This window comes from Tepidimonas sp. HKU78 (assembly GCF_049860815.1).
GTDB lineage: Bacteria > Pseudomonadota > Gammaproteobacteria > Burkholderiales > Burkholderiaceae_C > Tepidimonas.
Window position 1 is genome coordinate 2,543,111 of record NZ_CP187547.1, and the last position, 21,212, is coordinate 2,564,322.

General features: G+C 67.9%; 18 protein-coding genes. 8 read left to right on the forward strand and 10 right to left on the reverse strand.

Going from position 1 to position 21,212, the window contains the following annotated elements; translation table 11 throughout:
• Positions 1–32: 32 nt before the first annotated feature.
• The gene (locus tag ACPYIS_RS12535; RefSeq protein WP_424859005.1) at positions 33–359 is read left to right on the forward strand and encodes an SWIB/MDM2 domain-containing protein; all 327 of its coding nucleotides are present in this window, start codon (positions 33–35) and stop codon (positions 357–359) included.
• Between the two features lie 132 nt (positions 360–491).
• Here the strand turns inward: ACPYIS_RS12535 and ltrA are convergent, their stop codons facing one another.
• From ltrA to ACPYIS_RS12565, 6 genes are all read right to left on the reverse strand, one after another.
• Entirely contained in the window at positions 492–1,856 is a 1,365-nt protein-coding gene (gene ltrA / locus ACPYIS_RS12540) for a group II intron reverse transcriptase/maturase (RefSeq protein WP_424859842.1), read from the reverse strand.
• 431 nt (positions 1,857–2,287) lie between these two features.
• Positions 2,288–3,472, reverse strand: coding sequence for a branched-chain amino acid ABC transporter substrate-binding protein (locus ACPYIS_RS12545; protein WP_425973654.1), 1,185 nt, complete (start codon positions 3,470–3,472; stop codon positions 2,288–2,290).
• A 62-nt stretch (positions 3,473–3,534) separates the two neighbouring features.
• Positions 3,535–4,539 carry an IS481 family transposase gene (locus ACPYIS_RS12550; RefSeq protein ID WP_424894555.1) on the reverse strand — a complete coding sequence of 335 codons (1,005 nt, stop codon included), beginning with the start codon at positions 4,537–4,539 and terminating at the stop codon, positions 3,535–3,537.
• Between the two features lie 122 nt (positions 4,540–4,661).
• Positions 4,662–5,024 (reverse strand): hypothetical protein, encoded by a 363-nt coding sequence (locus ACPYIS_RS12555; protein WP_424894554.1) that lies wholly within the window; start codon positions 5,022–5,024, stop codon positions 4,662–4,664.
• On the reverse strand, positions 5,021–5,497 hold the full coding sequence (locus tag ACPYIS_RS12560; protein ID WP_424894553.1) for a DNA polymerase III subunit chi: 477 nt from the start codon (positions 5,495–5,497) through the stop codon (positions 5,021–5,023). Before ACPYIS_RS12560 ends, ACPYIS_RS12555 begins: the two co-directional genes overlap by 4 nt.
• Before the next feature lie 15 nt (positions 5,498–5,512).
• Entirely contained in the window at positions 5,513–7,018 is a 1,506-nt protein-coding gene (locus ACPYIS_RS12565) for a leucyl aminopeptidase (RefSeq protein ID WP_425973655.1), read from the reverse strand.
• A 30-nt stretch (positions 7,019–7,048) separates the two neighbouring features.
• Here ACPYIS_RS12565 and lptF point away from each other — a divergent pair, with 30 nt between their 5' ends.
• The 4 genes from lptF to ACPYIS_RS12585 are packed head-to-tail and all read left to right on the forward strand — an operon-like array spanning position 7,049 to position 11,470.
• Positions 7,049–8,188 (forward strand): LPS export ABC transporter permease LptF, encoded by a 1,140-nt coding sequence (gene lptF / locus ACPYIS_RS12570; RefSeq protein ID WP_424859000.1) that lies wholly within the window; start codon positions 7,049–7,051, stop codon positions 8,186–8,188.
• Entirely contained in the window at positions 8,185–9,294 is a 1,110-nt protein-coding gene (gene lptG, locus ACPYIS_RS12575; RefSeq protein ID WP_424858999.1) for an LPS export ABC transporter permease LptG, read from the forward strand. The genes lptF and lptG overlap by 4 nt, the downstream gene beginning before the upstream one ends.
• Positions 9,295–9,314: 20 nt before the next feature.
• Positions 9,315–10,253: a CysB family HTH-type transcriptional regulator gene (locus tag ACPYIS_RS12580; protein ID WP_424858998.1), complete on the forward strand. Its 939-nt coding sequence runs from the start codon at positions 9,315–9,317 to the stop codon at positions 10,251–10,253.
• A 26-nt stretch (positions 10,254–10,279) separates the two neighbouring features.
• Positions 10,280–11,470: a pyridoxal phosphate-dependent aminotransferase gene (locus ACPYIS_RS12585; protein WP_424858997.1), complete on the forward strand. Its 1,191-nt coding sequence runs from the start codon at positions 10,280–10,282 to the stop codon at positions 11,468–11,470.
• 33 nt (positions 11,471–11,503) lie between these two features.
• Here ACPYIS_RS12585 and hrpA read toward each other — a convergent pair whose 3' ends face one another.
• Positions 11,504–15,463, reverse strand: a complete 3,960-nt coding sequence (hrpA, locus tag ACPYIS_RS12590) for an ATP-dependent RNA helicase HrpA (protein WP_424858996.1) — start codon at positions 15,461–15,463, stop codon at positions 11,504–11,506.
• A gap of 70 nt (positions 15,464–15,533) precedes the next feature.
• Between hrpA and argA the strand changes: the two genes are divergently transcribed.
• A complete protein-coding gene (gene argA, locus ACPYIS_RS12595) occupies positions 15,534–16,883 on the forward strand; it encodes an amino-acid N-acetyltransferase (protein WP_424858995.1) in 1,350 nt (449 codons plus the stop codon).
• A 19-nt stretch (positions 16,884–16,902) separates the two neighbouring features.
• Here the strand turns inward: argA and ACPYIS_RS12600 are convergent, their stop codons facing one another.
• Positions 16,903–17,907 (reverse strand): TerC family protein, encoded by a 1,005-nt coding sequence (locus tag ACPYIS_RS12600; RefSeq protein ID WP_043701815.1) that lies wholly within the window; start codon positions 17,905–17,907, stop codon positions 16,903–16,905.
• A 103-nt stretch (positions 17,908–18,010) separates the two neighbouring features.
• Here ACPYIS_RS12600 and ACPYIS_RS12605 point away from each other — a divergent pair, with 103 nt between their 5' ends.
• Positions 18,011–18,898 carry a LysR family transcriptional regulator gene (locus ACPYIS_RS12605; RefSeq protein WP_043701812.1) on the forward strand — a complete coding sequence of 296 codons (888 nt, stop codon included), beginning with the start codon at positions 18,011–18,013 and terminating at the stop codon, positions 18,896–18,898.
• 133 nt (positions 18,899–19,031) lie between these two features.
• Here the strand turns inward: ACPYIS_RS12605 and ACPYIS_RS12610 are convergent, their stop codons facing one another.
• Both ACPYIS_RS12610 and ACPYIS_RS12615 read right to left on the reverse strand, forming a co-directional pair.
• Positions 19,032–19,250 (reverse strand): hypothetical protein, encoded by a 219-nt coding sequence (locus ACPYIS_RS12610; RefSeq protein ID WP_043701810.1) that lies wholly within the window; start codon positions 19,248–19,250, stop codon positions 19,032–19,034.
• A gap of 190 nt (positions 19,251–19,440) precedes the next feature.
• Positions 19,441–20,637 carry a JmjC domain-containing protein gene (locus tag ACPYIS_RS12615; RefSeq protein ID WP_424858994.1) on the reverse strand — a complete coding sequence of 399 codons (1,197 nt, stop codon included), beginning with the start codon at positions 20,635–20,637 and terminating at the stop codon, positions 19,441–19,443.
• A gap of 14 nt (positions 20,638–20,651) precedes the next feature.
• On the opposite strand from ACPYIS_RS12615, the gene ACPYIS_RS12620 reads away from it, so the two are divergent.
• On the forward strand, positions 20,652–21,149 hold the full coding sequence (locus ACPYIS_RS12620; RefSeq protein WP_424858993.1) for an FKBP-type peptidyl-prolyl cis-trans isomerase: 498 nt from the start codon (positions 20,652–20,654) through the stop codon (positions 21,147–21,149).
• Positions 21,150–21,212: the final 63 nt, after the last annotated feature.

The window sequence follows — 21,212 nt, forward strand, 5'->3', positions numbered from 1 at the left end:
GCCGAGCACGCAACCAACCAAAGGAATCTTCCATGGCCACTGCGAAAAAAGCTGCCACCACCACGTCCAAGCCCGCGACCAAGACCGCCAAGCCCGCTGCTGCGCCCAAGCGCGCCGCCAACTCGGCGTTCATGAAGCCGATGACGCCCAGCGCCGAGCTGGCGGCCATCGTGGGCGCCAAGCCGCTGCCGCGCACCGAGGTGACCAAGAAAGTGTGGGAATACATCAAAAAGAACAAGCTGCAGGACGCCGCCAACAAGCGCATGATCAACGCGGACGCCAAGCTCAAGGCCGTGCTCAAAAAGCCGCAGGTGTCGATGTTCGAGATGACCAAGATCATCAGCACCCACCTGTCCTGATCGACACCGCACGCCGGCAGCCCATGCGGCCGGCGGCGACGCATCGAGATAGGGGCGGTCAGGATACCTGACCGGGCCCCTCCCACACCACCCGGCATGCGGGTCCGCACCGGGCGGTTCGAGAAGTTGAGGTCATGAGAGACGGGGAACGCCAAGTTTGTCGAAGTAGGCAATGGTCAGCACCCGGTTGAGCTCGCCCGCGCTATTCCGCCACCAGCAGCGGGAATTGCCTGCCACCCGCTTTGCCACGTGTTCGGACGCGCCTAGGTTGAGCAGTTCCCGGTAGATCGTGCTACCCCGCTTCCAGTGCTTGAGGTGGATCGCCCGTAGTCGGTGGCGCAGCCATTCGTCCAGCGATCGCCAGACGCCCGGTGTTTGCGCCAGCCCAAAGTAGGCTTTCCATCCCAACAGATAAGGTTTCAGTCGCTCAATGACCTCCGCCATGCTGCGTCCGCCTGAGCGCCGGGTCAGTTGCCTCACCCGCTGCTTGAACGTCGCCATCGGCTTGTCGGCCACCCTGCGCTTGACGCCCTCCTTGCCAAACCAGAAGCTGTAGCCCAAGAACTTCCTTCCCTTGACGCTGGCCACCGCACTCTTGGCTTCATTGATCTTGAGCCTCAGCTTGCCGTAACACTTGCGCAGCAGCGCCATGACCCGTTCGCCAGCTTTCCGACTACGGACATAGACGTTGCAGTCGTCGGCATAGCGCGCAAAGCAGTGGCCGTGCTTCTCCAGTACCTTATCCACTTCGTCCAGCATCACATTCGCCAGCAGCGGCGACAGCGGCCCACCTTGCGGCGTGCCTTGATACCGCTCAAACACTACGCCATCGCTCATGATGCCGCTGTTCAGGTACGCCCGTATCAGCCGAATGATTCCAGCATCGTCGATGCGTTTCCGTAGGCGGTCGATGAGGATGTCGTGGTTGACTCGATCAAAGAATTTCTCCAGATCGACATCAACCACGATCTTCCGTCCGGACTGGATGTAGCCCTGCGCCGCCAGTATCGCGTCGTGGGCTCGTCGGCCCGGCCGGAAGCCGTAGCTGCACTCGCTGAATGTCGGGTCAAGTAGCGGTTGCAGCACTTGCAGCAGTGCTTGCTGGATCAGCCGATCCGTGACCGTCGGAATGCCGAGCTCGCGCTCGCCACCGTCCGGCTTCGGGATCGTTACCCGTCGTACCGGACTGGGCCGGTACCTCCCCTGCAGCAGTTGTTCCCGAATCAATGGCCACGCCGTCACCAGATGGCGGGCGGTCTGGTCAATGTCCAGCCCATCCACGCCGGCTGCGCCTTTGTTGGCTTTGACTCTCTTCCATGCTCGCCGCAGGTTCTCTCTCGCCAGAACCGCTTGCAGCAGTCCCGGCCCTGTGCTCTCGGTGTCCCGTCGCGGGCCGGCCGCTTCGTCGCTGACAGGTTCCCGCCCGGCTTCACCGTGCGCTACCCCCGCCCGCTCTGCTTGCGCAGACTTCTGACGCCTTGCTTCCAGCATCGACATGGTCTCAAGCACTCCTTCTCGTTCGGCCCTTCGCCCACGACTGGCAGCTACTATGGCCTCTGCTGACTTCTCGCTCCGTGTCACCACGTCGCCCTTTCAGGCATAAGGCGAGATCTCCCCGGGTAAGAACGCACTCCTTCACTGCACAACCGCCGGATTTACGCCGCTTCGCCTTGATCACGAGAGCTTCGCGGATTCATGCCCGCTCGCCCTGCTCGGCAGCGCCTTCTATCCGGTTCTTGTCCATCGGCTCGCAGTTTCGCTCCACGCTTCCTCCCCACACTCGGTCGCCCTCATGCAGTTGCGCTTCGCTTCGTTCGCTGTGATCAACTTACGGTGGGACTTTCACCCACAAGAGTGCGCCCGTGCCGGGCGCACAAGAAAAAACCCCGCCGCAGCGGGGTTTTTCATGGTCCAGCGCAAACGCGTGATCAGCGAATCACGGCGATTTCCGAACGCTGGCCACCCTTGTAGGTGTACAGCGTCAACGCGCCATTCTTGATGTCACCCTTCTCGTCGAACTCGATCTGACCGGTCACGCCCTTGTGGCTGATGGCCTTGAGCGCAGGCAGGTACTTGGCCGGATCGGCGGAGTTGGCGTTTTGCATGGCCTTGGCCATCACGTGCACGGCGTCGTAGACGTACGGGGCATACACCTGGACATCCATGTCGAACTTGGCCTTGTAGTCGGCGCGGAACTTCTCCATACCGGCCTTTTGCTCGCCCTCAACGCCACCCGCTTCCGCGCAGTACACCTGCTCGTCGGCCATGCCGTCGCCCGCCAGCTTGGGCAGCTCGGACGTGCAGATGCCGTCGCCGCCCATGAGCTTGGCGTTGATGCCGAGCTGCTTCATTTGCTTGAGCATCGGGCCGGCCACGGCGTCCATACCACCGAAGAACACCACGTCGGGCTTCTTGGCCTTGATCTTGGTCAGGATGGCGTTGAAGTCGGTGGCCTTGTCGTTGGTGAACTCGCGATCGACGATTTCACCGCCAGCGGCCTTGACGCCTTTTTCGAACTCGTCGGCCACGCCCTGGCCGTAGGCGGTGCGGTCGTCGATGACGGCGATCTTCTTGGCGCCGAGCTTCTCAACCGCATAGCGACCCAGCGTGCGGCCCAGGTGCGTGTCATCCGCCACCATGCGGAAAACGTTGTTGAAACCCTGGCGGGTGTACTTGGGGTTGGTCGCCGACGGCGAGATCTGCGGGATGCCCGCGGCGTTGTAAATCTGCGACGCGGGGATGGTGGTGCCACTGTTGAGGTGGCCGATCACGCCGTTGACCTTGGCGTCGACCAGCTTCTGGGCCGCCGCCGTCCCTTGCTTCGGATCCGCCGCATCGTCTTCAGCCAGCAGCTCGAACTTGACCGGCTTGCCTTCGATCTGGATACCCGCCGCGTTGAGCTCCTCGATGGCCATGCGGGCACCGTTTTCGTTGTCCTTGCCCAGGTGGGCGATGGGACCACTGGTGGGACCGACGTGACCGATCTTGACGACCAATTGTTCGACCGCAGGACCTTGAGAGGTGGCGGCGGGTTTGGCTTCTTCCTTCTTGCCGCAGGCAGCCAGGGCGATGGCAGCGGCAGCGACGATGGCCAGTTTGTATTGCAGTTGCATGGTGACCCTTGTCAAAAAACGGTTGAACGGATTGCGCAACACGGAACTTTTCGCGCAGGCCTTTACGATACACGAAAAACAACCGCCCTATCCGCTCGGGGGTAGGTGTCGGGTCCCGGATGATTCCTAACCTGTTTTGAGAACAGATGCGGATGGGAGCTGCGCCATCGTTTCATGGCCTGGAGGGGCGTGAGGTGCTGCAGAGCCTTCTGGGGCAGGTGCTCGTTGTACAGCCACACGTAGCGGTGCAGCGTGGTGGCCAGGTCCTGGGCGCTGTTGAAGTGGTGCGAGCGCAGCACCTGCTCAAGGCGCCCGTTGAATCGCTCGACCATGCCGTTGGTCTGCGGCGACTTCGGCCGGGTCAAGCGATGCTCGATGCCCAGGGCTTCGCACAGGGCGTCGAACGCATGCTGCCCCGAGGCGTCCTTGGCTTTGGAGCCGAACTGGCGGTCGGTGAACTCACGGCCGTTGTCGGTGAGCAGGGTGTGGATCTTGAACGGCGCGGCCTTGTGCAGCGCGTTGAGGAAGGATTTGGCCGCTGCGGCCGTCTTGTGGCTCTTGATGGCGATGAACACCCAACGCGTGGCCCGGTCGATGGCCACGAAGACGTAGCGCCGGGCCGTCTCATCGGCCATCTGCGGCAGGTACTTCACGTCCAGGTGCACATAGCCCGGCTCATAGGCCTTGAAGGGCTTGGACGCGCGCGCAGGGACCTCCGGGGCCGGCAGGCGCGAATGGCCTCGTCGGCGCAGCAGCCGGTCCAGCGCCGAGCGGCTCATGCCAGGTTCGATGAATTCACGCACCACCGCCAGCAGATCGTCCAGCGACAGCCTCAGCTGCGTGCGCAGATAGATCACCAACTCTTCCTGCGCGGCATTGAGCGTGGTCTGCAGCCGGTGCGGGGTGTGGCTGGCGTCAAACACGCTGTCGCGCTTGCGCCAGCGCCGGATCGTCTGGCGGCTCACGCCGTATTGCCGGGCCAGCTCGTAGTCGCTGGCCGAGGACTGCTGGATGGCCGCGCGCACGGCCGGCGTGGTGGTGGCATTCTTGTGCAAGGTGATCAGCATGCTACGCCTCCCGGACGGATGATCTTGCCAGCACGGCCCGCAGCACCTCGCGGCCCATCAGCAGGCCTCGTCGATTATGCAGCAACCAATCATCCGGGACCCGACAGGTAGGGTCTGCCCCGTCATCTACGGGTTGTCCCTAATGCGCTGACGATGGCTCGTCGCACGTCTTGGGCGATTTCGTCGCGCACGGCATCGGCAATGGTGCGCGCACCTGTCTCCAACTGGGCGAGGACCCAGGCCTGTAGCGCCTCGGCAACGCGTGCCTGCAGCCGCGGCAACAGAGCCGCCATGACGCGGTCGGTCAGCTCGTCGACCAGCGCGGGGTCTGGCTCTGATACCCCACGCGAGACAACCAGGGCCGAGGCCTCGCCCGCTGGCGGCTGCCCGTCACCCACCAGCGGTGCGGCCGCATCCGAGAGGTGCGGAACGACGTCGGTCAGCGTCGGCACGACGGGCGGCGGCTGGCGCCCCGACGGCGTCACGATGGTGCCTCCGCCGGTGCGCTGGCGGCGCGCCGCAAACGGTCGTGTGCCACCAGCGTGCACCCCATGGCCTGGTAGCGGCGCCAGCGTTGACGCGCCGCCGCCTTGTCGTCCTCGTCGGTGGAGACCACCTCCACCACGCGCGCCCATCCACGCGGCGCATCGAGCACCGTCGGCCACTGCGGCTGCGCGTTGACAAGCACGGCGCGCTCCCCCTCCACGGTATCGGTGGGCGCCGCGATCACGATCGGGGCGCGCTGGCGCAGCACCGGCGGCGCATCGGCGCACACGTGGGGCACGAAATCATCCGCGGGCAACGTCCATAAAGCCTGGTCGAGGGCCGTCACCTCGTCGGGCGCCACCACCACCCACACGCGCACCCCTGCTTCATAGGCTTTGGCCAGCAGGCGGCACAGGTAGGCGCTGCGCTGCGGCCAGGCCGCCGGCACGTTGAGGTGAAACGCCACGTCCATCGCATTGGCCTCCGGTCAACCGGTACGCCGGCCACCGCGCCGGCGGGCCGGCACGGCGGCATCGGGCGCGCCCCGCGCTGCCTCGTCGAGCAAGTAGCGCGCCAACAACGGCACGGGCCGCCCCGTGGCGCCTTTGTCCTTGCCGCTTTTCCAGGCCGTGCCGGCGATGTCCAGGTGCGCCCAGGGCGTGGTGCCGACGAAGCGCTGCAGAAACTTGGCCGCCGTCACCGCGCCCGCAGGGCGCCCGCCTACGTTCGCCACGTCGGCAAACGACGACTGCAACGCCTCGGCGTACTCATCGTCGAGCGGCAGGCGCCAGCCCACGTCGCCGGCTGCCTCGCCGGCCCGCAGCAGCGCCTCGGCCAGCGCGTCATCGCTGGCAAATACCCCCGTGCGCACATGCCCCAGGGCGATGACGCAAGCCCCGGTCAGGGTCGCGACGTCGATGATGGCGCGCGGCTGGAAGCGCTGCGCATACGTCAAGGCGTCACACAGGATGAGCCGCCCCTCGGCATCGGTGTTGAGGATTTCGATCGTCTGCCCGCTGAGGCTGCGCACGACGTCCCCGGGTTTGACGGCGCGCCCGCTGGGCATGTTCTCGCAGGCGGGAATCAGTCCCACGACGTTGATGGCCGGGCGCAAGCGCGCCAGCACCTCGAACGTGCCCAGCACACTGGCGGCCCCGCTCATGTCGAATTTCATCTCGTCCATCTCGGCCGCGGGCTTGAGCGAGATGCCGCCGGTGTCGAAGGTGATGCCCTTGCCGACGAGCACCACGGGTGCCTGCGCCTTCGCCGCCCCGCGGTAGCGCAAGATGATGAAACGCAACGGCTGCTCCGAGCCCTGCGCGACGGCCAAAAACGCCCCCATGCCGAGCTTGGCCACTTCTTTGGGCCCGAGGACTTCCACGTCGATGCCCCGGCCCTGCAGCGCCTGCGCGGCGTCGGCCAAGGCGGTCGGCGTGGCATGGTTGGCGGGCCGGTTGGCCCACTCCTTGGCCAGCTCCTGACCATGAACGATGGCCACCGCTTCGTCGAAGGCGGCGCGCGCCGGCCGTGCGTCGTCGACGCCAACGGTCACGCTCGCCAGCGTGCGCGCCTTCGGCGCCGACAGCGTCGTCGTGTAGCGATACGATGCCGCCGCCAGCGCTTGCACGGCCGCCTGCAACGCGGCCAACGACAGGCCACCGGCGTGCAACAGCAGCGAACGCACGGGCGCGCCAGCTTTGATCGCGCCCCAGGCGGCGGCCACCGCCTGCCGCACACGGCGCGCGCTGCCATCGCCGCAGCGCACCAGCACTACGCGCCGCGGGCGCACGCCCGGCAGGCGGTGCGCGGCCAGCCATTGGCCCGGCTCGCGTGCCAGGTCGCCGTCGGCCAGCGCCTGGCGCGCCCAGGCCGACAGCACATCGACCTGCGCGGCGTCGGCCTCGTCGGCGGCATCGGGCCACAACACGAGCAAGGCGTCGGCATCCATCGATGCGGCCTGGTGTCGAGTGAGGGTCTGTAGTTGGAAGTCCATAATGCGGGGTGTCCTCGAGATCTGCCGTCGATGTTATTCGAATCCACGATCCGCCGCGAGCTCGCCCGCGGCTTTGGCGCCGCGCTGGTGGTGATGCTGACCGTCGTCGTCACGATGCTGACGGTGCGCACCCTTGGCCAAGCCAGCCGGGGCGAAGTGGACCCGCAGGCGCTGGCCCTGTTCTTGACCTATGGCATGTTGGGCCAACTGGGGCCGGTGCTGACGGTGGCGCTGTTCGTGGCCGTGGTGGGGACGCTGTCGCGCATGTACCGCGACAGCGAGATGGTCATTTGGCACATGAGCGGTGTGGGGCTGGCACGCTTTTTGGTCCCCGTGGTGCGTTTTGCGTGGCCGGTGTGGCTGGCGGTGGGGGTCCTGACGGCGCTCGTGGCACCCTGGGCCCAGCAGCAGCGTGACGAGCTGCGCAGCCGCTACGAACAACGCGGCGACCTGGACCGCGTGGCGCCGGGCCAGTTTCAGGAATCCAGCGGCGGACGCCGGGTATTTTTCATCGACCGCGACCCGCCCACGGGCGGTGATGCGGGCACCGGCGCGTCGGCGGTCCGCGAGGGGCGCAACGTCTTCATTGCCAGCACCGAGCCCGACGGCAGCGAGACCATCGTCTCGGCCCGCAGCGGGCGCATCGTGGTCGAGGACGGCGTCACCTACCTGGTGCTGCGCGACGGCCAGCGGCTGTGGCAACCCCCGGCCCACCAGACCGACGGGCTGCAAATCAGTGAATTCGAGTCGTACTGGGTGCGCGTGCGCACCGGCGGGGCGGCCAGCGGCGACAGCGGCCGACGCAGCACCCAGCCGACGCTGGCCTTGATCCGCGACGGATCGGCGGGCAGCCGCGGCGAGCTGGCCTGGCGCGCCGGGCTACTGCTGAGCGCCATCAACCTGGTGCTGCTGGCGGTGGCGGTGGCGGCCGCCAACCCCCGGGTCGGCAAGAGCGGCAACTTGTTGTTCATGCTGCTCGCCTTCGTGACCTACTACAACCTGCTGGGCGTGGGCAAGGACTGGATTGCGCGCGAGCGCGTCGGCGCGCTGGCCTTCATGGCGGTGTTACACGGGGGGGTGGCGCTGGGCGCGCTGCTGTGGATGGCGCACCGCGAGCAGCCCTGGTGGCTACGCGTACGGCGCTCGCGCCTGGCGGAGGCGGCGGCATGAAGACGGTGCGCCGCCTCGTCTACGGCGAGATCCTGATCGCGGTGGCCTTCGTGCTGCTGGCATTTCTCGCGCTGTTTTCGTTTTTCGACCTGATCGATGAGCTGTCGGGGCTGGGGCGGCCATCGCTGCTGCAGCCGGGCGAGCGCTACACGATCGCCGATGCGCTGCTGCACGTGGCGCTGCTACTGCCGAGCCGCCTGTACGAGCTGATGCCCATCGCGGTGCTGATCGGCACCGTCTACGCGCTGGCACGGCTGGCGCAAGGGTCGGAATTCACCGTGTTGCGCACCAGCGGACTGGGGCCAGGGCTCGCGCTGCGCCTGGTGGCGTTGCTGGGGGTGCTGTTTGCGCTCGTGACCTTTGCCGTGGGCGACTACGTCGCCCCTTGGGCCGAGCGGCAGGCGCAGTTGTTCAAAGCACAGTTCCGCGGTGGTATCAGCATCGGCCAGACGGGCGCCTGGCTGCGCGAGCGCGCAGAGGGCACCCACACCTCGGTCAACGTGCGTGCCCTCGCCCCCAACGGCGAATTGCAGGGCATTCGGCTCTTTGTCTTCGACGACCGCGGGCGCGTGCAACAGACGGTGCGTGCGGCCAGTGGCTCGATCGACGCCGAGGCGGGGGTTTGGCGGCTGCGTGACGTCGAGCGGCAGCGCTTCGACGACCCGCAGCGCACCTTGCGCGAGACCCTGCCCATGCTGGACTGGCCCTCGACACTGAGCGCCGACATGCTCACCGTCGCCTTGCTCAAGCCCGAGCGCATGCGCACGCTGGATCTGTTTCAGTATGTGCAACACTTGCAGGCCAACGAGCAGACCACGCAGCGCTATGAAATCGAGTTCTGGCGCAAACTGTTCTACCCCTTGAGCTGCGTGGTGATGGTGGTGTTGGCACTCCCGTTCGCCTACCTACATTTCCGCGACCAGGGCCTGTCGGCGTACGTCTTTGCCGGCATCCTGATCGGCATCAGCTTCTTTTTGGTCAACAGCGTGTTCGGCCACATCGGCAACCTGCAGGGCTGGCAGCCGTGGCTGGCCGCCGCAGCACCATCGGCGCTGTATTCGCTGCTGTCGCTGGCAGCGTTTGCGTGGCTGGTGCTGCGTCGCTGACGCTGAGGAGTCCAACTGCCGTGAATCTGCATCAGTTTCGCTTCGTGCTGGAGGCCGTGCGACGCAACCTCAACCTGACCGAGGCGGCGCGCGCGCTCCACACCTCACAGCCCGGGGTATCCAAGGCCATCCTCGAGCTGGAGGACGAACTCGGCATCGATATCTTTGCCCGCCACGGCAAACGCATCAAGCGGCTGACCGAGCCTGGCCAGCACGTGGTGCGCAGCATCGAGATCATCCTGCGCGAAGTGCAAAACCTCAAGCGTATCGGCAACGAGTACGCCGCCCAGGACAGCGGCACGCTGTCGATCGCCACCACCCACACCCAAGCGCGCTACGTGCTGCCGCCGGCGGTGGCGCGCCTGCGCCAGGCGTATCCCAAGGTGGCGGTGACGCTGCACCAGGGCGCGCCCGATCAGGTGGCACGCTGGGTGCTGGAAGACGCAGCCGACATCGGCATCGCCACCGAGTCGCTCTCCCAATACGACGACCTCGTCACTCTGCCCTGTTATGAGTGGCAGCACGCGCTGGTGCTGCCACCCGGCCACCCGCTGCTCGAGCGCGAGCGCATCGGCCTGGAAGACCTGGCTGCATACCCGCTGATCACCTACCACCCGACGTTCACCGGCCGCACGCGCATCGACCACGCCTTCGCGCAACGGGGCTTGAGCCCCCAGATCGTGCTGGAGGCGATCGACTCGGACGTCATCAAAACCTACGTCAAACTCGGCATGGGCGTGGGCATCGTGGCCGAAATGGCGGTGCAGGGTGACGAACGCACGCCCGAGCTGATCGCCCGCCCTGCGGGCTACTTGTTCGGGCACAACGTGGCGCGGGTGGCTTTCAAACGTGGCGCTTACTTGCGCCAGTTCGTGCTGCGCTTTGCCGAATTCCTGAGTGACCGCCTCTCGCGCGACCTGATCCTGCGCGCGATGGAAGGTGGCGGCCACGACGACTAGCTCTGACGCCCGACGCCCCCGCGACCATGAACACCGCACCGCTTTCCCCACCGCCCCGCTCCCCTGCGCTGGCCAGTCGGCTGCCCCACGTCGGCACCACCATCTTTACCGTCATGTCCGCGCTGGCGCAGGAGTGCGGCGCGGTCAACCTGGGTCAGGGGTTCCCCGACTTCGACTGCGACCCCCGCCTGCCCCAGGCTGTCACCGAGGCCATGCAGGCGGGCCGCAACCAGTACCCGCCGATGACGGGTGTGCCCGCGCTGCGCGAGGGCATTGCGCGCAAGGTCGAGGCGCTGTATGGCCGCCGCTACAACCCGACCAGCGAGATCACGGTGACGACGGGCGCCACACAGGCGCTGCTGACCGCCATCCTCGCGCTGGTGCACCCCGGCGACGAAGTGGTCGTGCTCGAGCCGTGTTACGACAGCTACGTGCCCGCGATCGAACTGGCCGGCGGCACGCCGGTGCGGGTGTCGCTCGCGGCCGGGACGCTGCGGCCCAATTTCGACCGCCTGGGCGCCGCGCTCACCCCGCGCACCCGGGCCATCATCGTCAACACGCCGCACAACCCCAGCGGCACCGTGTGGCGCGCCGACGACCTGCAGCGCCTGTGGGCCTGCGTCGAGGGCACCGACACCTGGATCGTCAGCGACGAGGTGTACGAGCACATGGTGTACGACGGACAGGCGCACCACAGCCTGGCCACCCACGCCGGACTGGCGGCGCGCACGCTCATCGTCTCCAGCTTTGGCAAGACCTATCACGTCACCGGCTGGAAGGTTGGCTACGCGCTCGCGCCCGAGCCGCTGATGGCCGAGTTCCGCAAGGTGCACCAGTTCAACGTCTTTACCGTCAACACCCCGATGCAGCACGGCCTGGCGGCCTACCTCGCCGATCCGGCGCCGTACCTGGGGTTGAGTGCCTTCTACCAGGCCAAGCGCGACCGCTTCCGCGCGGGGCTGGCGCGCACGCGCTTTGCGCTGCTGCCGTGCGAGGGCACCTACTTCCAGTGCGTGGACTACCAGGCGTTGGCCGTGCCCGAGCGCCAACTGGACGAGGCCGCCTTTTGCGAGTGGCTCACGCGTGAGGTGGGGGTGGCCGCGATTCCGCTGTCGGCCTTCTACGGCGACGGGCGCAACCAGGGGCTGGTGCGTTTTTGCTTTGCCAAACGCGACGAGACGCTGGACGCGGCCCTGCAACGGCTGGCGCGGCTGTGACGCCCGTGTCGCGTGCGCCCCGCAGCGGCAGCGCTACGGGTTGGTGCCGATCTGTGCCCACACCTTGTCCAGCCGCTTGGCGCTCACCGGGTACGGTGTGCGCAGCTCTTGGGCAAACAGGCTGACGCGCCACTCCTCCAACATCCAGCGCAGCTCGGCCAGCCGGCCCTCGATTCGGCCCTTGCGCTCGGCCACCAGGCGCCAGAAGCGCTGCTCGTGCGGGTGCAATTCGCTCATGCGGGCCGCATCGCGCGCCGGGTCGGCGCGGCACTTGTCCAACCGCATCTGCACCGCTTTCAGGTAGCGCGGCAGGTGCACCAACTGCTCCCAGGGCGTCTCGAGCAAAAAGCGCTTGCCCACCAGACGTTGCAGGTGCGCTTGCTCGTCAGCTGCGGTGGCGGCCGGCGGCTTGGCGTCGCGCAACTTGCGCTGCGCCGCTGCCCATTCGGTGAGCACCTGCGCGGCCAGCCGCGCCACCTCCTGCGCGATCAGCACGAAGCGGCTGCGGCCCTCCTGCAGCCGCTGGGCGAATATCGCCTCGTCACTGGGCCACGGCGGCGATAGAAACGCCCGCTCCAGCGCCACATCGACGATCTGCGCGCGCAGCTCCTCTTGCGTGCCCAGCGGCATGTACAACACCGCCATGCGCGGCAACTCGGGTAGGCTGCGCTCGAGCCCCTTGAGGGTGTCGCGCAACTGCAGCGCAAACAGACGCCGCAACCCCTGCCGGTGCTGCGCTTGCGCCACTTCGGGCTCGTCCACCACGGTCAGCGTCACCGCGTCGCCCGCGTCCACCAAGGCGGGGTAGCCGATCAGCGTTTGCTTGCCCTGCCGGATTTCCATCAACTCGGGCCAGGTGCCAAACGCCCACTGCGTGTAGCGGGTGCTGGCATCCCACCCGGTCGGCGCGGCCTCTTGCGGGGACGGACCGCTGCCGCTGGCCGTGACCGCCGCCGTCGCCGTCGCAGCACTCGGCGCGTCGGGTTCACGCCCCGCTGCCGCCTGCTCGGCGGGGCCTTCGCCCAGCCGCAGCGCCGCCAGCGCCGCAAAGGCACCGCGCGCCTGCGCCCCCCACTGGGCTTTGAGCGCCGCCAGATCGCGGCCCATGGCCAACTGGCGCCCGTGCTCGTCGAGCACGCGGATGTTGAGCAGCAAGTGGGGGGGCAACGTCTCGAGCTTGAAATCCGTGCGCTGCACGGGCAAGCCCGTGCGCTCGCGCACACGGGCCAGCAAGGCATCCAACAGGCTGCCGCGGGCCCAAACGTCGGGTGCTGACAGGGCTTGGGCCAGCGCCTGCGCGGTCTCGGGCAGCGGCACCAGCCGCGCGCGCGGCTTTTGCGGCAGGCTCTTGAGCAGCGCCAGCACCTTCTCGCGCAGCATCCCGGGCACCAGCCACTCCGCCCGCTCGGCCGACACCTGATTGAGCGCGAACAGCGGCACATCCACCGTGACGCCGTCGCGCTCGTGGCCAGGCTCGTGCAGGTAGTGCACGCGGCAGTCTACGCCGCCCAGCCGCAGCACGGGCGGAAACGCCTGCGAGGTCACTCCCGCCGCCTCGTGCCGCATCAGCGCCTCGCGGCTGAGCATCAGCAGCTGCGGCTGCGCACGCGCCGCTTCACGCCACCAGCGCTCCAGCGCCCGCCCGCTACACACGTCGGCCGGAATCTGACGGTCGTAGAAGGCGTAAATCAGCTCCTCGTCCACCAGCACGTCCTGCCGCCGCGCTTTGTGCTCGAGCTGCTGCACCTCGCGCAGCACGCGCCGGTTGTGCGACCAAAAGGGCAACCGTGTGTCCCAGGTATCCTCGGTCAGGCCCGCCACCAGCGCTTCGCGGATGAAGACCTCGCGCGCGCGCACGGGGTCGATACGGGCAAACGACACCCGCCGCTGGCTGTATACCGTCAGCCCGTAGAGTGTGCCGCGCTCGCTGGCGACGACCTCGGCGCTGCGCTTTTCCCAGTGCGGATCGCCCACCTGGCGCCGAATCAGGTGCGCGCCCACCTCCTCCAGCCACTGCGGCTCGATGGTGGCAATGCCGCGCCCGAACAGGCGCGTGGTCTCGACCAGCTCGGCGCACAGCACCCAGCGCCCGGGGCGTTTTTTTAGCCGCACGCCCGGGTGCGGCACGAATTTGATGCCGCGCGCCCCCAGGTACACGTCCTCGGTCTCGTGCTTGCAACCCACGTTGCCCAGCAGCCCGGCCAGCAGGCTCAGGTGGATTTGCTCATAAGTCGCGGGCTGGGTGTTGGGCTTCCAGCCATGCTCGGCGGCCACGGTGTGCAGTTGCTGGTGGATGTCACGCCACTCGCGCAGCCGGCGCAGGTGGACGAAGCGCTCGCGCAGCAGCGCCTCGTACTGGCGGTTGGACAGCCGGTGGGTCGGCGGCTCACCCGGCGCGTGCACACCGCCGCGAGCTTTCTCCAGCCAGTCCCACAGCTTGAGGATACCGACGAACTCGCTGCGTTCGTCGTCGAACGCCGCATGCGCCTGGTCGGCCTTGGCCTGCGCCTCCAGCGGACGCTCGCGCACGTCCTGCACGCTCAGCGCGCTGGCAATCACCAGCACCTCGGCCAGCGCGCCACGGTCGCGCGCAGCCAGAATCATGCGCCCCACGCGCGGGTCCAGCGGCAGGCGCGCCAGCTCGCATCCGAGCGGGGTCAGCGCCAGCGCCTCGTCCAGCGCCCCCAGCTCCTGCAGCAACTGGTAGCCGTCCGCGATCGCGCGCCGCGACGGCGCCTCCAGAAACGGAAACGCCTCCACATCGCCCAGACCCAGCGCCTTCATGCGCAAGATCACCCCTGCCAGCGATGAGCGCAGAATCTCCGGATCGGTGTAGCGCGGCCGCGCGGCAAAGTCGGCTTCGTCGTATAGGCGGATGCAAATGCCCTCGGCCACGCGGCCGCAGCGGCCGGCGCGCTGGTTGGCCGCGGCCTGGCTGATGGGCTCGATGAGCAACTGCTCGACCTTGCTGCGCAGGCTGTAGCGCTTGACGCGGGCCAACCCCGAGTCGATCACATACCGAATGCCCGGTACCGTCAGCGATGTCTCCGCCACGTTGGTGGCCAGCACGACGCGCCGTCGGCCACTGGGGTGAAAAATCCGGTTTTGCTCGGCGGCGCTCAGCCGGGCGTACAGAGGCAACACCTCGGTGTCGCGCAGCGCGGGCTGGTGCGACAGGTGGCGGCGCAAATAGTCGGCCGCGTCTCGTATCTCGCGCTCACCCGGCAAAAAGACCAGGATGTCGCCCGCGTGCGCACCGCCGCGCCAGAGTTCGTCCACGGCATCCGCGATGGCCTCGTTCAGCCCATAGTCGCGGCTGTCTTCGAACGGGCGCCATCGGATCTCGACCGGATAGGTGCGGCCGCTGACGTGGATGATGGGCGCGGGCCCGCGCGCGGACGCGAAGTGCTGCGCGAAACGTTCGGCGTCGATGGTGGCCGAGGTGATGATGACCTTGAGGTCCGGGCGGCGTGGCAGCAGCTGCTTGACGTACCCGAGCAAAAAGTCGATGTTGAGGCTGCGCTCGTGCGCCTCGTCGATGATCAGGGTGTCGTAGGCGCGCAGCAGCGGATCGCGCTGGGTCTCGGCGAGCAAAATACCGTCCGTCATCAGCTTGATGGCGGCACTGGGCTGCACACGGTCGTGAAAGCGAATCTGGTAGCCCACCAGCTCACCCAGCGTGGTGCGGGTCTCCTCCGCGATGCGTGCCGCCACCGACGTGGCGGCCAGCCGCCGGGGCTGGGTGTGGCCGATCAGCGGCCGGCGCCGCCCTGTGCCGGACTGCCAGTCCAGGCCGCCGCCACGGCCCATGGCCAGCGCGATCTTGGGCAGTTGGGTGGTCTTGCCCGACCCCGTCTCGCCGCTGACCACGACCACCGGATGCTCGCGCAACGCGGCCTCGATGTCGGCGCGGCGCGCCGATACCGGCAACGTATCGGGAAACTCGATCACCGGCGCTCGGGCCGGCTGATGGCACACTTCGTTCTGTGGCATGACCGCGCGATTATCCCGATCCTGCACGCACCCGCACGCCTGCGCACGCTCTACCCCAACCGCCCGACCGATGTCCAACGTCTTTCACTTCACCTTCGTGCCCTGGTTCCGCTCGGTGGCGCCCTATATCCACAAATTTCGCCACCAGACCTTCGTGGTCGGGGTACCTGGCGAAGCGATCGCCGCCGGCAAGCTGCCCAATTTGGTACAGGACTTGGCGCTCATTCAGAGCATGGGCGTGCGCGTGGTGCTGGTGCACGGCTTTCGCCCGCAGGTGGACGAGCAGTTGCGCGCCAAGGGGCACGCTGCCCGCTTCCACAACGGCATGCGCATCACCGATTCGGTGGCGCTGGACTGTGCCCAAGAGGCCGCCGGGCAGCTGCGCTTCGAAATCGAAGCCGCCTTCAGCATGGGGTTGCCCAACACCCCCATGGCTGGGGCCACGGTGCGCGTGATTTCGGGCAACTTCATCACCGCGCGACCGGTGGGCATCGTCGATGGCATCGACTTCCAGCACTCCGGGCTGGTGCGCAAGGTCGACACCGCGGGAATCGTGCGCGCGCTCGACATGGGTGCCCTGGTGCTGCTGTCGCCGTTTGGCTTTTCGCCCACGGGCGAGGCGTTCAACCTCAACATGGAAGAGGTGGCCACGAGTGTGGCCGTGGCGTTGCAGGCCGACAAGCTGATCTTCGTGACCGAGGTGCCTGGCATCCGCGTGCGGCCGTTCGACCCACCCGGCGATGACAACCCCATCGACACCGAACTGCCGCTGGCCGATGCCGAACGCATCCTCGCCGAAGCCCCGGTGCCGACCGTGCCAACCGACCCGGGCTTTTACCTGCAATACTGCGTGTGCGCCTGCAAGGGTGGCGTCGAGCGCAGCCACATCATCCCGTTTGCGGTCGATGGCTCGCTGCTGCTGGAGGTGTACGTGCACGACGGTATCGGCACCATGGTGGTGGACGAAAAGCTCGAGAGCCTGCGCGAGGCCACCCCAGACGACGTCGGTGGGATCCTGCAGCTCATCGAGCCGTTCGAGAAAGACGGTACCCTCGTCAAGCGCAGCCGCACCGAAATCGAACGCGACATCGCCAACTACACCATCATCGAGCACGACGGCGTCATCTTTGGCTGCGCGGCGCTGTACCCCTACCCCGAGGCCCGCACCGGCGAAATGGCGGCACTGACCGTCTCGCCACAGGCGCAGGGCCAGGGTGACGGCGAAAAGCTGCTCAAGCGCATCGAGCAACGCGCGCGCCTGATGGGGCTGGAGAGCATCTTCGTGCTGACCACCCGGACCATGCACTGGTTCCTCAAGCGCGGCTTCCAGCCGGTGCCGCCCGACTGGCTGCCCGAGGCGCGCAAGCGCAAATACAACTGGGACCGGCGCAGCCAGGTGCTGGTCAAGCGCCTGGGCTGAGCCGGCCCGCGCGCCGGCGTCACATCACGCGGTGCGGGCCACCGCGGGCGGCCTCGTCCTGGCGCGTCTTCCACAGCGAGTACAGCACGCCGCCCGCGATCAGGCCGAAGGTCACCGACAGCGAGATCACGGCCGGGATCTTGCCGATGATGCCCACAAGGAAGATCTTGGAGCCGATGAACACCAGCACCAGCGCGAGAGCGAATTTCAGGTAGTAGAAGCGGTGGATCATCGCCGCCAGCGCGAAGTACAGCGCGCGCAGCCCCAGGATCGCGAAGATGTTGCTGGTGTAGACGATGAACGGGTCGGCGGTGATCGCGAAGATCGCGGGCACCGAGTCCACCGCGAAGACCAGGTCGGCGGCCTCGACCAGCACCAGGGCGAGCAGCAGCGGCGTCGCCCACAGCACGGGTTGGCCCGTCACGGGATGCGGCTCGCGCACCAGGAAGGCGTTGCCGCGCAGCCCGTCGGTCACGCGCATGCGCTTGCGCAGGAACCTCAGCAGCGGGTTGCGGGCGATGTCCGGCTCCTCGTCGGCAGCGAACCACATCTTCACCCCCGTGATGACCAGGAAGGCGCCGAACACGTACAGGATCCCGCTGAACTCCTTGACCAGCGCCGCGCCCAGACCGATCATCAGCGCACGCAGAACGATCACGCCCAAAATACCCCAGAACAGCACCCGGTGCTGGTACGGGCGCGGAATGCCCAGAAAGCCAAAGATCAGCGCGATCACGAAGACGTTGTCCATGGACAGCGACTTCTCGATCAGGAAGCCGGTGAAGTAGGCCATGCCGCTCTCAGCCCCCAGGTACCACCACACCCAGGTGCCGAACAGCAGGCCGGCGGTGATGTAGCCGGCCGACAGCAGCAGGCTCTCGCGCACGCCGATCTCGCGCTGCTCGCGGTGCAGCACGCCCAGGTCGAAGACCAGCAGGGCGATCACGATGGCGATGAAAACCACCCAGATCCAGGCGGGTTTGCCCATGAAATCGGCGGCCCCAAAAGCAAGCAAAGCGTCCATACGGTGGTCGGATATTCCTGAAAAGCCTCGATTATGCCGACACCGACGTCCGAAAAAAATACCGACGATACGGATAATCGGTTCGAAAAAACCGAAACGTCAGATGCTCAACTACCGCCACCTGTACTACTTTTGGATGGTCGCGCGCGAAGGCGGCTTTGCCCGCGCGGCCGAGCGCCTGGACATGGCGGTGCAGACGGTCAGCGCCCAGGTGCGCGAACTCGAACGCGCCCTGGGCCACCAGCTGCTGCGCCCGGCCGGACGCACCGTCGCGCTGACCGACGCCGGCCGCGTCGCCTTTGCGCGGGCGGACGACATCTTCCGCATCGGCAACGCCCTGCCGCAGGCGGTCCGCGAGGCCGCCGGCCGACCCGTGCTGCGGCTGGCCGTCGGCCTGTCCGACGGGCTGTCCAAGCTGGCCGCGCACGCCTTGCTCCGCCCGCTGCTCGGCACACCCGATCTGCACCTGGTCTGCCACGAGGGGGAGCCCGAAGCCCTGTTGGCCGAGCTGGCGCTGCACCACCTCGACCTCGTGCTGGCCGGCCAGCCCGCCACGCCGCTGCCCACCTTCCCGGTCGACAGCGAGCGCATCGCCAGTTCGCCGGTCGACTGGTACGGGCCGGCGACCCTGGTCACGGCCGATGCCCGGCGGCACTTTCCTCGGGTGCTGCAGACCCTGCCCGTCCTGTTGCCGACGCCCCACTCGCCGCTGCGTCCCTTGCTGGACCGGTGGCTGGACGATCACGGCCTGCGCCCGCGCGTGGCCGGGGAGTTCGAGGACAGCGCCCTCATGGCGGTGTTCGCGGCACGCGGCCTGGGGGTGTTCCCGGCCAGCCGGTTGGGTCTGGACGGCACGGGGCCGCTCCCGGGTCTCGCGCCGCTCGGCGCTTGTGACGGCGTGCGGGAAGACATTCACGCCATCGTGAGCCGGCGCACGCGGCAGCACCCCTTGGTGCGCCGACTGCTCCAGGGGAGCGCTCTGGCACCGTGAGCACGCCCCAAAACGAAGACCGCCCCGAAGGGCGGTCAAACCAAAACCGCCCCGAAGGGCGGTTGAGCGCCGCCGGGGGCCACCCCGGCGCGTGATGCCCACCCACCGGCCCGAGGCCCGGTGGGCGATGTCATCACTGCTTTTGCTCTTGCGGCTTTTGCTCGCCGGCAGGCTGCTGGGCCTGGTCGCCGGCGGGCTGTTGCGCAGGCTGCTGGGCCGGCTGCTGCGCGGCGTCGGCGGGGGCCGGCGCGGCGGCGGGAGCGGGCGCGGGCGCCGGGGCTTCTTCCTTCTTGCCGCAGGCGGCCAGGCCGGCAGCGGCGATCAGAGCGGCGATCAGAGCGGTCTTGTTCATGTTGGGTCGATTCCGAAACGGGAAACCGGGGTCCGTGTTGCACATCCGTCGCCCCGCCGGCACGGGGCGACTTGTGGTCCGTGTGCATCGGCGGCGTGCCGAGCACCAAACAAGTTCATTATAGGATCAACCTACGGTTTTCCCTTGTAAGCAATCGTAACGTTTGCTACCGAACTTGTCCGCCCCGCGCTCAGCGAGCGGCGTGCAACCAGCCCGCGGCAAACCATTGCGCCAGCACGTCGCGGACATCGTCACTGGCACGCCGCACGTCCTCGGCCTCCAGCCGGCGCGTATCCGCCAGCCGCCGCATCAGCCGGGCGTCCCGCCCCCGCGCGATCAGGGCTTCGCCGTTGATGAACACGTGGTGGTCGTCATACGCCATGCGCGTGCGCCGGTCCAGCACCACCGCCCCGGGGATCCAGGGCGCGTCGGTGGGCTCGAACCAGACCCGGGGCTTGGGCTCGGTCAGCACCTCGCCCAGGGCGCAGGCGAGTGCCCGGTCGTCGGCCAACAGGCGTTGCAGCCCCTCCCGGGCAAAGGCATGCAGCCCGGCCGGGATGCGGGCCGGCTCGGCCGTCGCCGGCTGCTGCGGATCACGGTACAGCGCCTCGTCCTCGTGATCATCGGCCAGGCGCTGCGCCAGCTCGGCGGCCAGCCCGCCCCGCTGCGGAACGCGAAAGCCGATCGAGTACGTCATGCAGTCGTCGCCCTCGGCCACGCCGTCGTGCGCCCAGCGCGGCGGCAGGTAGAGCATGTCGCCCGGCTCCAGCACCCACTCCTGCTCCGGCTCGAACCGCTGCAGGATCTTGCAGGGCAGGTCGGGGCGCAGGCTCAGGTCGCGCTGGCGGCCGATGCGCCAGCGCCGCCGGCCGTTGGCCTGCAGCAGGAACACGTCATAGCTGTCGTAATGCGGACCGACGCCCCCGCCATCGCTGGCCCACGAAATCATCACGTCATCCAGCCGGACGTCGGGCACGAAACGAAACCGCTGCATCAGCGCATGCACACCGTCGTGGTGCAGGTCGACGCCCTGCACCAGCAGCGTCCAGCCGGGCCGGCGCAGCGGCGGCAGCGCGTGCGCTCCCCGCCGCGCCCGGGGATCGAAGGGGCCGTGCCGCAGCCGCCAGGTCTGCGACGCGTCATCCGCCCCGGGGTGCTGCTCGATCACGCGGGATTCGACATCCTCGCGCGCCGCCAGACCGAACAGTTCGGCACGCGACAGCAGCGGACGGAAACCCGCAACGGCCTGGCGGATCAGCAGCGGACGCCGCTGCCAATGGCGCCGCATGAAACGCTCGGCCGAGAGACCACCGAGCAGGGCCAGCGGTTCATCGAGCGCCGCCACGGGCGCGGTGGGTGATGCAGGGGAACGGACGGCGCGTGTCATGGGACAATTGTCCAATGAAAATCGCACCCCCCTGCGTGGCCAGCCTGAGCTGGACCCTGAAGGACACCCTGGGCGACGTGCTCGACGCCTCGGACGAACCGGTCGAGTTCCTGGTTGGCGGCCGCGACCTGTTGGCCAGCATCGAGCGGGCCCTGGTGGGCCGAGGTCCGGGCGACCGGGTGGAACTGCACCTGGAGCCGAAGGACGCCTTCGGCGACTTCGACGACCAGTTGATCTACCTGGAGCCGCGCTCGGCTTTTCCGGCCGCGCTGGAGGTGGGCATGGCCTTCAAGGGACTGCCCCCCGGCTGCACGCCCGACGCCCCGCGCGACCGGCTCTACTTCGTCAGCGAGATCTACCCCGAGCACGTGGTGCTGGACGCGAACCACCCGCTGGCGGGCATGGCGCTGCGGCTGAGCCTGCAGGTGCATGAGGTGCGCAAACCCACGGTCGACGAGATCGGACGCGGCAGCGCCGGCACGGGGTTCTTCCAGGTGCGACTCGGCGACTGATCCGCCGCAGGAAGGCCGCGGGCATCGGCGCGCCCGCGGCCCGGGTATGGCCACATGGGCCGG

Bases quoted from the DNA above. Each gene is read 5' to 3' on its own strand.
- ACPYIS_RS12585 (WP_424858997.1), top strand. From the start codon at position 10,280: ATGAACACCGCACCGCTTTCCCCACCGCCCCGCTCCCCTGCGCTGGCC.
- ACPYIS_RS12620 (WP_424858993.1), top strand. From the start codon at position 20,652: ATGAAAATCGCACCCCCCTGCGTGGCCAGCCTGAGCTGGACCCTGAAG.
- ACPYIS_RS12610 (WP_043701810.1), bottom strand. From the start codon at position 19,250: ATGAACAAGACCGCTCTGATCGCCGCTCTGATCGCCGCTGCCGGCCTG.
- ACPYIS_RS12615 (WP_424858994.1), bottom strand. From the start codon at position 20,637: ATGACACGCGCCGTCCGTTCCCCTGCATCACCCACCGCGCCCGTGGCG.
- argA (WP_424858995.1), top strand. From the start codon at position 15,534: ATGTCCAACGTCTTTCACTTCACCTTCGTGCCCTGGTTCCGCTCGGTG.
- hrpA (WP_424858996.1), bottom strand. From the start codon at position 15,463: ATGCCACAGAACGAAGTGTGCCATCAGCCGGCCCGAGCGCCGGTGATC.
- ACPYIS_RS12550 (WP_424894555.1), bottom strand. From the start codon at position 4,539: ATGCTGATCACCTTGCACAAGAATGCCACCACCACGCCGGCCGTGCGC.
- lptF (WP_424859000.1), top strand. From the start codon at position 7,049: ATGTTATTCGAATCCACGATCCGCCGCGAGCTCGCCCGCGGCTTTGGC.
- ACPYIS_RS12545 (WP_425973654.1), bottom strand. From the start codon at position 3,472: ATGCAACTGCAATACAAACTGGCCATCGTCGCTGCCGCTGCCATCGCC.
- ACPYIS_RS12600 (WP_043701815.1), bottom strand. From the start codon at position 17,907: ATGGACGCTTTGCTTGCTTTTGGGGCCGCCGATTTCATGGGCAAACCC.
- ACPYIS_RS12560 (WP_424894553.1), bottom strand. From the start codon at position 5,497: ATGGACGTGGCGTTTCACCTCAACGTGCCGGCGGCCTGGCCGCAGCGC.
- ACPYIS_RS12565 (WP_425973655.1), bottom strand. From the start codon at position 7,018: ATGGACTTCCAACTACAGACCCTCACTCGACACCAGGCCGCATCGATG.
- ltrA (WP_424859842.1), bottom strand. From the start codon at position 1,856: ATGTCGATGCTGGAAGCAAGGCGTCAGAAGTCTGCGCAAGCAGAGCGG.
- ACPYIS_RS12535 (WP_424859005.1), top strand. From the start codon at position 33: ATGGCCACTGCGAAAAAAGCTGCCACCACCACGTCCAAGCCCGCGACC.
- ACPYIS_RS12605 (WP_043701812.1), top strand. From the start codon at position 18,011: ATGCTCAACTACCGCCACCTGTACTACTTTTGGATGGTCGCGCGCGAA.
- lptG (WP_424858999.1), top strand. From the start codon at position 8,185: ATGAAGACGGTGCGCCGCCTCGTCTACGGCGAGATCCTGATCGCGGTG.